The 13477-nt window shown below is 63.8% G+C and carries 8 protein-coding genes; all 8 read left to right on the forward strand.

Annotated elements, in window-relative coordinates:
* Positions 1-27: 27 nt before the first annotated feature.
* Positions 28-1500 (forward strand): betaine-aldehyde dehydrogenase, encoded by a 1473-nt coding sequence (gene betB / locus AD662_RS26150; protein WP_053189996.1) that lies wholly within the window; start codon positions 28-30, stop codon positions 1498-1500.
* Positions 1501-1645: 145 nt separating this feature from the next.
* A complete protein-coding gene (gene betA / locus AD662_RS26155; RefSeq protein ID WP_053189997.1) occupies positions 1646-3349 on the forward strand; it encodes a choline dehydrogenase in 1704 nt (567 codons plus the stop codon).
* Positions 3350-3581: 232 nt separating this feature from the next.
* Positions 3582-5024: a TldD/PmbA family protein gene (locus AD662_RS26160; protein ID WP_018612338.1), complete on the forward strand. Its 1443-nt coding sequence runs from the start codon at positions 3582-3584 to the stop codon at positions 5022-5024.
* Position 5025: 1 nt separating this feature from the next.
* Complete coding sequence (locus AD662_RS26165; protein ID WP_053189998.1) at positions 5026-6363, forward strand: TldD/PmbA family protein; 1338 nt, start codon at positions 5026-5028, stop codon at positions 6361-6363.
* Between the two features lie 70 nt (positions 6364-6433).
* Positions 6434-7900, forward strand: coding sequence for a multidrug transporter subunit MdtD (gene mdtD / locus AD662_RS26170; RefSeq protein ID WP_074849757.1), 1467 nt, complete (start codon positions 6434-6436; stop codon positions 7898-7900).
* A 305-nt stretch (positions 7901-8205) separates the two neighbouring features.
* Positions 8206-9543, forward strand: a complete 1338-nt coding sequence (gene dbpA / locus AD662_RS26175; RefSeq protein WP_232199893.1) for an ATP-dependent RNA helicase DbpA — start codon at positions 8206-8208, stop codon at positions 9541-9543.
* 179 nt (positions 9544-9722) lie between these two features.
* Complete coding sequence (locus tag AD662_RS26180; protein ID WP_053189999.1) at positions 9723-10901, forward strand: BaiN/RdsA family NAD(P)/FAD-dependent oxidoreductase; 1179 nt, start codon at positions 9723-9725, stop codon at positions 10899-10901.
* Positions 10902-11178: 277 nt separating this feature from the next.
* Positions 11179-13362: a YccS family putative transporter gene (gene yccS, locus AD662_RS26185; RefSeq protein WP_053190000.1), complete on the forward strand. Its 2184-nt coding sequence runs from the start codon at positions 11179-11181 to the stop codon at positions 13360-13362.
* Positions 13363-13477 lie beyond the last annotated feature (115 nt).

Genomic DNA, 13477 nt, shown 5'->3' on the forward strand with positions numbered 1-13477 from the left:
AACCACTTATGTACTTGCGAGGACTTTATGGCCCGTTTCGAACTGCAAAAACTCTACATCGATGGCGCGTACAGCGATGCCAGCGGCGACGCCACTTTCGAAGCCATCAACCCTGCCAACGGTGAAGTCCTTGCCCAAGTGCAGCGTGCGACGTTCGAGGACGTCGAGCGCGCCGTGGTCAGTGCCGAAAAGGGCCAGAAGGTCTGGGCCGCCATGACCGCCATGCAGCGTTCGCGCATCCTGCGTCGCGCCGTGGACATCCTGCGCGAGCGCAACGATGAACTGGCCGCCCTGGAAACCCTGGACACCGGCAAGGCCTACTCCGAAACCCGCTACGTCGACATCGTCACCGGCGCCGACGTGCTGGAATACTACGCCGGCCTGGTGCCGGCCATCGAAGGCGAGCAGGTTCCGCTGCGCGCCACTTCATTCGTCTACACCCGTCGCGAGCCCCTGGGCGTGGTGGCCGGTATCGGCGCCTGGAACTACCCGATCCAGATCGCCCTGTGGAAATCCGCCCCGGCCCTGGCGGCCGGTAACGCGATGATCTTCAAGCCGAGCGAAGTCACCTCGCTGACCACCCTGAAACTGGCCGAGATCTACACCGAGGCCGGCGTTCCAGCGGGTGTGTTCAACGTACTGACCGGCAGCGGCCGTGAAGTCGGCACCTGGCTGACCGAGCACCCACGCATCGAGAAAATCTCCTTCACCGGCGGCACCGACACCGGCAAGAAAGTCATGGCCAGCGCCTCGAGCTCTTCGCTCAAGGACGTGACCATGGAACTGGGCGGCAAGTCGCCGCTGATCATCTTCGAGGACGCCGACCTGGATCGCGCCGCCGACACCGCGATGATGGCCAACTTCTACAGCTCCGGCCAGGTCTGCACCAACGGCACCCGCGTGTTCGTGCCGAGCCACCTCAAGGCGGCCTTCGAAGCCAAGATCGCCGAGCGCGTGGCGCGCATCCGCATCGGTAATCCTCAGGACGAAAACACCAATTTCGGTCCGCTGGTGAGCTTCGCCCACATGGAAAGCGTGCTGGGCTACATCGAGAAAGGCAAAGCCGAAGGCGCGCGCCTGCTGTGCGGCGGCAGTCGCCTGACCGACGGCGAATTGGCCAAGGGCGCGTTCGTCGCCCCGACCGTGTTCACCGATTGCACCGACGAGATGACCATCGTGCGTGAAGAAATCTTCGGCCCGGTGATGAGCATCCTCACCTACGACACCGAAGAAGAAGTGATCCGCCGCGCCAACGACACCGACTTCGGCCTGGCCGCCGGCGTCGTCACCCGCGACCTGAACCGTGCCCACCGCGTGATCCACCAGCTCGAAGCCGGCATCTGCTGGATCAACGCCTGGGGTGAGTCGGCGGCTGAAATGCCGGTCGGTGGCTACAAGCAATCGGGCGTGGGCCGGGAGAACGGCATCAGCTCGCTGAACAACTTCACCCGCATCAAATCGGTACAGGTCGAGTTGGGCGATTACACGTCGGTGTTCTGATCCAGTGTCGTCTCTGAGACCGCCATCGCGAGCAGGCTCGCTCCCACAGGAGCCCCCATTCCAATGTGGGAGCGAGCCTGCTCGCGATCGAGTGCGAAGCACTCGCAAGGTCTGACCTGAACCCATTCAAAAGAGGGTGCATTTCATGTCCCAAGAATTCGATTACATCATCATCGGCGCCGGTTCGGCCGGTAACACCCTGGCCACCCGCCTGACCGAAGACGAAGGCGTCACCGTCCTGCTGCTCGAAGCCGGCGGCCCGGACTATCGCCTGGACTTCCGCACGCAAATGCCCGCCGCCCTGGCGTTCCCGCTGCAAGGCCGACGCTACAACTGGGCCTACGAGACCGACCCGGAGCCACACATGGATGGCCGCCGCATGGAATGCGGTCGCGGCAAGGGCTTGGGTGGTTCTTCGCTGATCAACGGCATGTGCTACATCCGCGGCAACGCCCTGGACTATGACAACTGGGCCAAGCTGCCGGGCCTGGAGGACTGGACCTACCTCGATTGCCTGCCGTATTTCCGTAAAGCCGAAACCCGCGACATCGGCCCGAACGACTACCACGGCGGCGACGGCCCGGTCAGCGTGACCACGCCCAAGGCCGGCAACAACCCGCTGTTCCACGCCATGGTCGAAGCCGGCGTACAGGCCGGTTACCCGCGTACAGAAGACCTCAACGGCTACCAGCAGGAAGGTTTCGGCCCGATGGACCGGACCGTCACGCCCAACGGCCGTCGCGCCAGCACCGCGCGCGGTTACCTGGACGTCGCCAAGAAGCGCTCGACGCTGACCATCGTCACCCACGCCCTGACCGACAAGATCCTGTTCGAAGGCAAACGTGCAGTTGGTGTGCGTTACCTGGTGGGCGCCGCTGAAGAGCGCGTCGAGGCCCGGGCACGCAAGGAAGTGCTGCTGTGCTCCGGCGCCATCGCCTCGCCGCAGATCCTCCAGCGTTCCGGCGTCGGCCCGGCCCAGTTGCTGGAAAGCCTCGACATCCCGGTGGTCCACGACCTGCCGGGTGTCGGTGAAAACCTGCAAGATCACCTGGAGCTGTACCTGCAATACGCCTGCACCCAACCGGTTTCCCTGTACCCGTCGCTGCTCTGGTACAACCAGCCGGCCATCGGTGCCGAGTGGCTGTTCAACGGCACCGGGATCGGCGCCAGCAATCAGTTCGAGGCCGGCGGCTTCATCCGCACCCGTCCGGAATTCGATTGGCCGAACATCCAGTATCACTTCCTGCCGGTGGCGATTAACTACAACGGCAGCAACGGCGTGAAGGAACACGGTTTCCAGGCGCACATGGGCTCCATGCGCTCGCCAAGCCGTGGCCGGATCCAGGCCAAATCCAAGGACCCACGCCAGTACCCGAGCATCCTGTTCAACTACATGGCGACCGAGCAGGACTGGCAGGAATTTCGCGACGGCATCCGCCTGACCCGCGAGATCATGCAGCAGCCGGCGCTCGACCCGTTCCGTGGCCGCGAGATCAGCCCGGGCATCGAGGTGCAGACGGACGAGCAGTTGGACCAGTTCATCCGCGAACATGCCGAAACCGCGTTCCACCCGTCCTGCTCGTGCAAGATGGGCACCGACGACATGGCAGTGGTGGACGGCGAAGGCCGTGTGCACGGCATGCAAGGGTTACGCGTGGTGGATGCCTCGATCATGCCGATCATCACCACCGGCAACCTGAACGCGCCGACGATCATGATCGCCGAGAAAATCGCCGACAAGATCCGCGGCCGCAACCCCCTGCCACGCAGCACCGCGCCGTACTTCGTGGCCGGCGATGCGCCGGTGCGCAATAAGCCACTGCGCGAAGTGGGGCCTGGCGCCCAGTAAGACTCAGGACCGCAATCGCGAGCAAGCTCGCTCCCACAGGGGATTGGTGACGGACACAGATTTTGTGACCACCAGAGATCCACTGTGGGAGCGAGCTTGCTCGCGATGGCGTCCAACCTGACACCCCAAACGCCCATCTGCCTTGATCCCTCCCCCACCCCAGGCCTACTCTAGAGCCACCGCGTCAACACGCCGCACCTCGCAGCATCGCCACTCCAGACAAGGAGGTTCCATGTTCGACTTCCACCCCCAGCTCAAGCAGCGTTTTGCGGCCTTGCGCACGGGCGCTGAATTCTTTTCCCTGCGTTACGTGCGCGAGTCCGGCCAGCACTTGTCGGTGCGCAAGAATGTCGCCGAACCGCCAAGCCTGGGCCGTGATGAAGGGGCGATGCTCACCGTGCGGGTCAACGGGGTCGAGGCGTATGCCGCTACCAACGACCTGTCCCAGGCCGGCCTGCAAGCGGCACTGGAACGCGCCGAGCAACATGCGCGCGGGCTCAAGCCCCATGCCCTGCTGGACCTGCGCGAGCAAGCGGTGTCCAGCGACCGCGCCGATTACTTCTCGCCAAATTTCGACCAGGCCTTCCCGCCACTGAGCGATTGCTACCAATTGCTCGGCGACGAGTCAGCCGCAGTGCCCCAGGACGAGCGCCTGGTGAACTGGCAAGCCAGCATCGGCCTGACCCAGGTCGAGCAGATCTACCTCAACAGTGCCGGCGCTGAACTGCGCCAGGCTCAACGCTTCATCTACCCGGCCCTGGAAGTCACCGCCTTCGACGGCAACGACAGCCAGACCCGTACCCTGGGCCGGGAAAATTTCGGCCAGCAAGGCGGCTTCGATGTAATCAGCCGCAGCGGCTTGATCGGTGCCGGGCGGAAAATCGCTGACCAGGCCCTGCAACTGCTGCTGGCGCCAAACACCCCACAAGGCCCCCGCGACCTGCTGCTGATGCCCGACCAGATGATGCTGCAGATCCACGAGTCCATCGGTCACCCGCTGGAACTGGACCGCATCCTCGGGGACGAGCGCAATTACGCCGGCACCAGCTTCGTCAAGGCCAGCGATTTCGGCCACCTGCAATATGGCTCCAGCCTGTTGAACGTGACCTTCGACCCGGACATTCCCGAAGAACTGGCGAGCTACAGCCATGATGACGACGGCAGCGCCGCCAGCAAGCAGTTCCTGATTCGTGAAGGCCTGTTGCTGCGTCCACTGGGCGGCGCACTGTCACAGTTCCGTGCGGGCCTGGACGGTGTCGCCAACAGCCGCGCCTGCGGCTGGAATCGTCCGCCCATCGACCGCATGGCAAACCTGAACATCGAACCTGGCGACCAGTCCCTGGAACAGCTGATCCAAGGCACCGAGCACGGCGTGCTGATGCGCACCAACCGCTCCTGGTCCATTGACGACGCCCGCAACAAATTCCAGTTCGGCTGCGAGTGGGGCCAGTTGATCGAGAACGGCGAGCTCAAGGGCGTGGTGAAGAACCCCAACTACCGGGGTATTTCTGCGCAATTCTGGAAGAGCCTGCGCGCCGTGGGCGATGCCAGTACCTCCCGGGTCCTGGGCACGCCAAACTGTGGCAAGGGCGAACCGAACCAGGTCATCCGCGTCGGCCATGCGTCACCGGCCTGTGTGTTCAGCAACGTTGATGTGTTTGGGGGGGATGCCTGATATGAGCACCGTCAATAATCAGGCCGAGGCATTCAAGGTGCTAGTCGACTGGCTGCGCGATGCGCTGCATGAGCAGGAACAGTTCACCTTGGGTTATGCCGCCGAGTCCTCGGCTTTCGTACGTTTCAACCACGCCAAGGTGCGCCAGGCCGGGCAGGTGCAGCAGGCCAATGTCAGTTTCAAATTGATCGACGACGGACGCCACGCCGACTTGCAGATCACCTTGTCCGGCGACACCGAGACCGACCTGCAACGCCTGTCCGAGGGCCTGCAACAACTGCGCGAAACCTTGCCGCTGCTGCCTCGCGATCCGTACCTGTTGCTCAACCCCGACCATTGGCAGAGCCATAACGTGCAGGAGCATCCGCTGCCGGACACCGAGCAGGCCGTGGCTGAAATCACCCGCGCCGCCGAGGGCCTGGACCTGGTGGGGTTCTATGCGGCCGGGCCCATCAGCCGGGGTTTCGCCAGTTCGTCGGGAGCGTTCGGCTGGCATCAGGCCAACAGCTTCAACTTCGATTTCAGCCTGTTCCATGAAAACGGCCAGGCGGTAAAAGCCAGCTACGCCGGGCATGCGTGGAGCAGCGAAGGATTTGCCCGACGCTTCGAGCAGGCTCGCGAGCAACTGGCGTTTCTCGGCCGCCCGCTGCGCACATTGCCGCCCGGCGAATACCGCGCCTACCTGGCGCCGGCCGCCCTGGAAGAGATCATGGGCATGCTCAGTTGGGGCGGGTTCTCGGCCCGGGCGATTGCCAGCAAGCAGAGCCCGTTGCAGAAGTTCTACGCCAACGAAGCCAGCCTGAGCCCCAACGTGTGGCTGAGCGAGCAGGTCAGCGGCTCCTTGAGCCCGGCGTTTTCCGACGAAGGTTATCCCCGCGATGACCTGGCGCTGATCGCCAAAGGCACGGCCAATGCGCAGTTGATCAACTCCCGCAGCGCCGCCGAATACGGCCTCGCCGCCAACGGCGCCAGCAGCTACGAATACCCCACGGCGCTGGACATGCAGGGCGGACAACTGGAGCAGAAATACATCCTCGAGCAACTTGGCACCGGGCTGTATATCAGCAACCTCTGGTACCTGAACTACTCGGACCAACCGGCCGCCCGCCTGACCGGCATGACCCGCTTCGCCACGTTCTGGGTCGAGAACGGCCAGATCGTGGCGCCGGTCAGCACCATGCGTTTCGACGACAGCGTCTACAGCCTGCTCGGCTCGCAACTCGAAGCCCTGACCCGAGAGCGGGAACTGCTGCTCTCGGCCAGCACCTACAGCCAGCGGGCCACGGCCTCGATGTTGTTGCCAGGGGCGCTGGTCAAGCGGTTGACCTTGACGCTGTAAAAAAGCATCGCGGGCAAGCCTTGCTCCCACAGGATGTGCGCCGTACATGTGGGAGCAAGGCTTGCCCGCGATGAAGCCAACAGACACCCGAACACAAACAAGAGGTCCCATGCCCAACCGTGCACCGCTCGACGCCGTCACCGCCCGCTGGCTTCCGTGGGTGGTGGCGATTGCCTTCTTCATGCAGTCCCTGGACGGGACCATCCTCAACACCGCCCTGCCCGCCATGGCCAGTGACCTGGCGGAAAACCCGTTGCGCATGCAGGGCGTGATCATTGCCTACATGCTCACCGTGGCGTTGCTGATCCCGGCCTCGGGCTGGATCGCCGACCGCTTCGGCACCAAGAAGATTTTCTTCGGGGCGATCCTGCTGTTCAGCTTCGGCTCGTTGCTGTGCGCCTTGTCCAGTTCGTTGAGCATGCTGATCGGCGCTCGGGTCGTCCAGGGACTGGGCGGTGCGCTGATGCTGCCGGTGGGCAGGCTGGTGGTGCTGCGGGCCTATCCGCGCTCGGAACTGGTGCGGATCATGGGCTTCATCACCATCCCCGGCCTGCTCGGCCCACTGATCGGGCCGACCATGGGTGGCTGGATGGTCGAGTACCTGACCTGGCACTGGATCTTCATCATCAATCTGCCGGTGGGCGTGATCGGCTGTTATGCCGTGTGGAAGTTCATCCCCGACCTGCGGGGCAGCGAGCGCACGCGGTTCGATGGGTTGGGGTTCCTGCTGTTCGGCGCGGCGATGGTGCTGATCACCATCGCCATGGAAGGCCTGGGTGAACTGCACCTGCCGCACCTGCGTGTGATGTTGTTGCTGTTCGGCGGCATGGCCTGCCTGGCGGCCTATTGGCTGCGGGCCGGGCATGTCGAAAACGCGCTGTTCCCGCCGTCACTGTTCAAGACCCGCACCTTCGCCGTGGGCATTCTTGGCAACCTGTTCGCGCGCCTGGGCAGCGGCGCCCTGCCGTTCCTGGTGCCGTTGCTGCTGCAAGTCGCCCTGGGCTATTCACCGTCCCAGGCCGGGATGAGCATGCTGCCCCTGGCGGCGGCGGCCATGGTCGCCAAGTCCGTGGCCCGGCCGCTGATCGAGCGCTTTGGCTACCGCGCCGTGTTGACCAGCAACACCCTGGCCCTGGGCCTGATGCTGGCAAGCATGGGCCTGGTCAGCGAACAGACGCCGTACTGGCTGCTGCTGGCGCAACTGGCGGTGCTGGGCGCGATCAACTCGCTGCAATTCACCGCGATGAACACCGTGACCCTGATCGACCTGGACGACGCCAGCGCCAGCAGCGGCAACAGCCTGCTGTCGGTGGTGGCGCAGCTGTCCCTGAGCCTCGGCGTGGCCTGCGCCGGCGCCCTGCTCGGCGGCTTTACCGCCCAGGTGGGTAACGATGGGGTGGAGACAGTACTGGGGGCGTTCCAACTGACGTTCGTGACGGTGGGAATCATGGCGATGCTGGCGGCGACGATTTTCTCGCAGTTGTCACGCGAAGACGGGCGACGGGTGAAACGGCCGGATGAGCATATCGAACACTAAGTCGCTTCGTGGCTGGGAGATTTTGTGGGAGCAAGGCTTGCCCGCGATCCAGGCGACTCGGTGTTTCTGGGGAAAATGCATCGCCTGGATCGCGAGCAAGCTTTGCTCCCACAGCTCCAGAGCTCCAGAGTTCCCAAGGCTTCTGGAATTGCCAGCCCCCCCGGGCAGGCCCTGCCCTCACAGCTCGTCCAGAACTTTCGAAGAAAGTGGCACGAGGCTGCTACACTGCGCGACATTTTGTTTTGCAGGCCAGTCCCGTGACCACCATTGCCACCGCTTTTAATACTTTGCCGCTGTCCGCCGCCATGCTGGCTAACCTCGAATCACTCGGTTATGCCCAGATGACGCCGATCCAGGCGCAAAGCTTGCCGGTGATCCTCAAGGGCATGGACCTGATCGCCCAGGCCAAGACCGGCAGCGGCAAGACAGCCGCCTTCGGCATCGGCCTGCTGAACCCGATCAACCCACGCTTCTTCGGCTGCCAGGCGCTGGTGATGTGCCCGACCCGTGAGCTGGCCGACCAGGTCGCCAAGGAAATCCGTCGCCTGGCCCGCGCCGAAGACAACATCAAGGTCCTGACCCTGTGCGGCGGCGTGTCCTTCGGCCCGCAGATCGCCTCCCTGGAACACGGCGCCCACATCATCGTCGGCACCCCTGGACGCATCCAGCAGCACCTGCGCAAGGGCTCGCTGGTCCTGGACGGCCTCAACACGCTGATCCTCGACGAAGCCGACCGCATGCTCGACATGGGTTTCTACGACGCCATCGAAGACATCATCCAGCAGACCCCGGAACGCCGCCAGACGCTGCTGTTCTCCGCCACCTACCCGGTGGGCATCAAGCAGCTGTCGTCCAAGTTCATGCGTAACCCGCAGCAAGTGAAGGCCGAGGCGTTCCACTCCGACGCGCAGATCGAGCAGCGCTTCTACGAGATCTCCCCCGAGGAGCGCATGGACGCAGTGGTCAAGGTCCTGGCGCATTTCCGCCCAGCCTCCTGCGTGGCGTTCTGCTTCACCAAGCAGCAGGTCCAGGAAACCGTCGACCACCTGACGTCCAAGGGCATCTCGGCCGTCGGCCTGCACGGCGACCTGGAACAGCGCGACCGTGACCAGGTGCTGGCGATGTTCGCCAACCGCAGCACCTCGGTGCTGGTCGCCACTGACGTGGCGGCCCGCGGCCTGGACATCGATGCCCTGGACATGGTGATCAACGTCGAACTGGCCCGGGACTCGGAAATCCACATCCACCGCGTCGGCCGCACTGGCCGCGCCGGTGAGAAAGGCATCGCCATCAGCCTGGTGGCGCCGTCCGAAGCCCACCGCGCCCAGGCCATCGAGCAACTGCAGAAGTCGCCGCTGAGCTGGGACCAACTGGACAACCTCAAGTCCCAAGGCGGCGGCCCGCTGTTGCCGGCCATGAGCACCCTGTGCATCGGTGCCGGTCGCAAGGACAAGGTCCGCCCCGGCGACATCCTCGGCGCCCTGACCGGCGAGGCCGGTATCCCCGGCGCCCAGGTCGGCAAGATCGCGATCTTCGATTTCCAGGCCTACGTGGCCGTGGAACGCGGCATCGCCAAACAGGCCCTGCAACGCCTGAACGATGGCAAGATCAAGGGCCGGTCGTTGCGGGTGCGGATCCTGTAACCGATCGCCTGACGAACAGAGATCAAACTGTGGGAGCGAGCTGTGTGGGAGCAAGGCTTGCCCGCGATGAAAACGCCGCGGTCTCTTGAGGACCGCAGCGCCTGGATCGCGAGCAAGCTTTGCTCCCACACAGCTCGCTCCCACATTCAGTTATGTGGGAAAGCTGAGAGGACACCGTTTTGCGCTCTACCGAAGTCGTGATCATTGGCGCTGGCGCCGCGGGGTTGATGTGCGCGCTGACTGCGGCCGCGCGCGGGCGGCAGGTAATGTTGCTGGACCACGCCAACAAGGCCGGCAAGAAGATCCTCATGTCGGGCGGTGGGCGCTGCAATTTCACCAACATGTACACCGAGCCAGGCAATTTCCTCTCGCAGAACCCGCACTTCTGCAAATCGGCCCTGGCCCGCTACACCCAGTGGGATTTCATCGCCCTGGTGGCCAAGCACGGCGTGCCCTATCACGAGAAAAAGCTCGGCCAGTTGTTCTGCGATAACAAATCCAGCGACATCCTCGGCCTGCTCTTGGATGAATGCGACCAGGCCGGCGTCAGCCTGCACCTGGACACCTCGATCACGCAGATCGAAAAAACCGACAGCGGCTACCTGCTGCAAACCACCCTCGGCGCCATCGCCTGCCAGTCCCTGGTGATCGCCACGGGCGGGCTGTCGATCCCGACCCTGGGGGCAACCGGCTTCGGTTATCAGGTGGCAAAACAGTTTGGCCATGAACTGCTGCCGACCCGCGCTGGCCTGGTGCCGTTCACCATCACCGACCAGCTCAAGACCCTCTGCACCGAACTCTCGGGCACCTCGGTGGATTGCCTGGTGAGCTGCAACGACCAGAGCTTTCGCGAGAACATCCTGTTCACCCACCGCGGCCTGAGCGGTCCGGCGATCCTGCAGATATCCTCGTTCTGGGAATCGGGGGACACGGTGCAGATCAACCTATTGCCCGACCACGACGTGCCGCAATGGCTGCAACAACAGCAGGCCGAACGCCCCAATAGCGAACTCAAGACGTTGCTGGGCGAGTTGTTCACCAAGAAAATGGCCAACCTGCTGGCCGACACCTGGTTCGTCTCCAAACCCATGAAGCAGTACACCCACGCGGAGCTGGCAGACATCGCCGAGAAACTGGCGAGCTGGAACGTCGTCCCCGCCGGCACCGAAGGCTACCGCACCGCTGAAGTCACCCTGGGCGGCGTCGATACCCGGGAAGTCTCGTCCAAGACCATGGAATCGCTGAAAAGCCCCGGGCTGTATTTCATCGGCGAAGTGCTCGACGTCACCGGGCACCTGGGCGGGTTCAACTTCCAGTGGGCGTGGGCGTCGGGGTATGCGGCGGCGCAGTACGTCTGAGCCCGCCCCATGTTGTACCTGCTTTTGTGGCGAGGGGATTTATCCCCGCTGGGCTGCGCAGCGGCCCCCAAACCAGGCAACTCAGTGTGTCAGTAAGATTGAGTTCACTGTTTTAGGGCTGCTGCGCAGCCCAGCGGGGATAAATCCCCTCGCCACAGAGGTGGAGGTGCTCTTCGCATGCCGGAACACTTTTTGCGGTCAGATGTGATCGCCGCCATTGCGTCGGCGTCATTACTGCCTCAATTTAGCGTCATTGCCCGTCAGGCCTGTGCACTTCATGTCAGCGAACTCGTTTAGTCAGTCTTTGCGTCGCCTTTGGGCGTTGGATAAGTTCAGTTATAGCGTGCGGGTCTTCATCGCCCTGACCGGCAGCATGGGGCTGTGCTGGTACCTGGATGAAATGGCGCTGCTGATTCCCTTGTTCCTGGGCATCATCGCCAGCGCCCTGGCCGAGACCGACGACAGTTGGCAGGGCCGCCTCACCGCGCTGGCCGTGACCCTGGTGTGCTTCACCGTCGCGGCGTTGTCGGTGGAGCTGCTGTTCCCCTACCCCATCCTGTTCATCATCGCCCTGGCCCTGGCAGCCTTTGGCCTGACCATGCTTGGCGCCCTGGGTGAGCGCTATGGCGCCATCGCCTCGGCCACGCTGATTCTGTCGGTCTACACCATGATCGGCGTGGACCAGCGCGGCGGCGCCGTCAACGATTTCTGGCATGAACCCCTGCTGCTGGTCGCCGGTGCCGCGTGGTACGGCTTGCTGTCGGTGTTGTGGCAGGCGTTGTTTTCCAACCAACCGGTGCAACAAAGCCTGGCGCGGCTGTTTCGCGAACTGGGGCGCTACCTGAAACTCAAATCGTCGCTCCTGGAGCCGATCCGCCAACTGGACGTCGAAGCCCGCCGCCTGGAACTGGCCCAGCAAAACGGCCGGGTGGTCGCTGCGCTCAACAGCGCCAAGGAAATCATCCTGCACCGTGTGGGCAATGGCCGCCCCGGCTCGAAAGTCAGCCGGTACCTGAAGCTGTACTTCCTGGCCCAGGACATCCACGAACGCGCCAGCTCTTCTCACTACCCCTACAACGCCCTGGCCGAGGCCTTCTTCCACAGCGACGTGCTGTTCCGCTGCCAGCGCCTGCTGCGTCAGCAAGGCAAGGCCTGCCAGGCACTGGCCGAGTCAATCCAGCTGCGCCAGCCATTCGTCTACGACGCCACCTTTGCCGAAGCCCTCAACGACCTGCACGCGTCCCTCGAACACCTGCGCATCCAGAGCAACCCGGCCTGGCGCGGCTTGCTGCGTTCGTTGCGGGCACTGTCGGTGAACCTTGCCACCATGGACCGCCTGCTCAGCGACGCGAGCAACCCCGACGCCCTGGCCGACGCCACCGACAGCAGCCTGCTCGACCGTTCGCCGCGCAACCTCAAGGATGTCTGGCTGCGCTTGCGCACCCAGCTCACGCCCACCTCGCTGCTGTTCCGGCATGCCCTGCGCTTGCCCCTGGCCCTGAGCGTCGGCTACGCCATGGTGCATCTGATCCACCCGTCCCAGGGCTATTGGATCATCCTCACCACACTGTTCGTGTGCCAACCCAACTACGGCGCCACCCGGCGCAAGCTCGGCCAGCGGATCATCGGCACCGCCATCGGCCTGACGGTGGCCTGGGCATTGTTCGATCTGTTTCCCAACCCGCTGGTGCAATCGAGCTTCGCCATTGCCGCCGGGGTGGTGTTCTTTACCAACCGCACCACCCGCTACACCCTGGCGACGGCGGGCATCACCATCATGGTGCTGTTCTGCTTCAACCAGGTGGGCGACGGCTACGGGCTGCTGTTGCCACGGCTGCTCGATACCTTGCTCGGGAGCCTGATTGCCGGGCTTGCGGTCTTCCTGTTCCTGCCTGACTGGCAAGGTCGTCGGCTGAACAAAGTGCTGGCCAATACGCTGACCTGCAACAGCATCTACCTGCGCCAGATCATGCAGCAGTACGCCGCCGGCAAAAGCGACGACCTGGCCTATCGCCTGGCCCGACGCAACGCCCACAACGCCGATGCCGCGTTGTCCACCACGCTGGCGAACATGCTGATGGAGCCGGGGCATTTCCGGAAGGAGGCCGATGTGGGCTTCCGCTTCCTGGTGTTGTCCCACACCCTGCTCAGCTACCTGTCAGGCCTGGGTGCCCACCGGGGCACCGAACTGCCGGCGCAGGTGCGCGAGCAACTGATCGATGGCGCGGGAGTGAAGCTGGCGACAAGCATCGACGAAATCGCCCAGGGCCTGGCGAGTAAAACGCCGATTGTGCTCCAAAGCGACGAGGAGGAAACCCTCGCCACTGAACTTGAGCAGATGCCCGATGAAATCGACGAAGGACAGCGGCTGGTGCAGACGCAATTGGGCTTGATCTGCCGCCAGCTCGGTCCGTTGCGGACCTTGGCGGCGCATCTGATCAAGGACACTGGCGAGGCTTGAGGGTTGTGGTGAATGGGCCGACCCCTTCGCGAGCAAGCCCGCTCCCACAGGAGTACGCATTCCAAATGTGGGAGCGGGCTTGCTCGCGAAGAGGCCTGTCCAGGCAACTCAACCT

Source organism: Pseudomonas kilonensis (assembly GCF_001269885.1).
GTDB classification, from domain to species: domain Bacteria; phylum Pseudomonadota; class Gammaproteobacteria; order Pseudomonadales; family Pseudomonadaceae; genus Aquipseudomonas; species Aquipseudomonas kilonensis.

Bases quoted from the DNA above. Each gene is read 5' to 3' on its own strand.
- betB (WP_053189996.1), top strand. From the start codon at position 28: ATGGCCCGTTTCGAACTGCAAAAACTCTACATCGATGGCGCGTACAGC.
- betA (WP_053189997.1), top strand. From the start codon at position 1,646: ATGTCCCAAGAATTCGATTACATCATCATCGGCGCCGGTTCGGCCGGT.
- AD662_RS26160 (WP_018612338.1), top strand. From the start codon at position 3,582: ATGTTCGACTTCCACCCCCAGCTCAAGCAGCGTTTTGCGGCCTTGCGC.
- AD662_RS26165 (WP_053189998.1), top strand. From the start codon at position 5,026: ATGAGCACCGTCAATAATCAGGCCGAGGCATTCAAGGTGCTAGTCGAC.
- mdtD (WP_074849757.1), top strand. From the start codon at position 6,434: ATGAAGCCAACAGACACCCGAACACAAACAAGAGGTCCCATGCCCAAC.
- dbpA (WP_232199893.1), top strand. From the start codon at position 8,206: ATGCTGGCTAACCTCGAATCACTCGGTTATGCCCAGATGACGCCGATC.
- yccS (WP_053190000.1), top strand. From the start codon at position 11,179: ATGTCAGCGAACTCGTTTAGTCAGTCTTTGCGTCGCCTTTGGGCGTTG.